The following is an 801-nucleotide window of genomic DNA, read 5'->3' as shown; positions in this document are numbered from 1 at the left end:
GGCCTGGGCTTGGCGCGCAGGGAGCTGATGCCCCAGTAGATGGACAGGGCGCCGAGCAGCAGGGCCACCTGGGGGATGCTGAAGAGGGCGAAGAAGAAGCCCCACATGCCCGCGAGCAGCGCGTAGCGGGCGCGCCGCTGGGCCGGGTCCGTGGGGTCCCAGCGCAGGCCGCCCGGGCCGCCGGGGCCGCCTCCCGGGCCCTGGCCGCCGCCGAAGCCGCCGCCCTGCCGTCCCGGCTGCCGGCTGCTCCACTGGCTGCCCCACGCCGGACGCTGCCCGCTGTGCTCGCCCTGCTGGTCCTGGCCGCTCTCGCCGCCACCGTCACCGTTGCCGTCACCGCCGCCGGACGGGCCGGGGTTGCCGGTCGCGGGGGTGCGCGGCTGCCACGGGCGGTCCGGCCGGCCCTCGGGCGGGGCGGCGAAGGGGTTGTCCCGTTCCTCCTCGGCGGGGGACGGCTGCGGCTGGCTCTCGCGCAGCGCGAGGCGCGGGAGGCGGTGAACCGCGTGGCGGCGTCGGTCCGGCATGTGGAGTGTGTCTTCCCCTGGTGTCGTCGTCCTGCACCTTCGAGCCTACGGGGACACGCTCTTTTTCCCGTGCCGTTTCCCGTGCCGCCGTCCGGTCCGCTCCCGACGCTACCTCTCGTGCCCGCCCCCGTCCCATGGGGGCGGTTCGGTGTGCCGGTATCGTTGCTGGCGGTCGGCGGCTTCGTAGAGTCCCCCGTATTCGGCGACCCCTCCGGCTCGTACGACCATACAAACCGCATCACCCGCGAGAAAGGGCCCCACCGTGGCCGCCCCCGCC

The 801-nt window shown here is 75.5% G+C and carries 1 pseudogene; it reads right to left on the bottom strand.

Going from position 1 to position 801, the window contains the following annotated elements:
* Positions 1-524: pseudogene (locus K6I33_RS35390) on the bottom strand (hypothetical protein); the annotation flags it as partial.
* Positions 525-801: the final 277 nt, after the last annotated feature.

Origin of the sequence: Streptomyces sp. UNOB3_S3 (genome assembly GCF_020740895.1) — a bacterium.
Taxonomy (GTDB): domain Bacteria; phylum Actinomycetota; class Actinomycetes; order Streptomycetales; family Streptomycetaceae; genus Streptomyces.
This window is presented reverse-complemented; position numbering and strand designations above follow the sequence as displayed.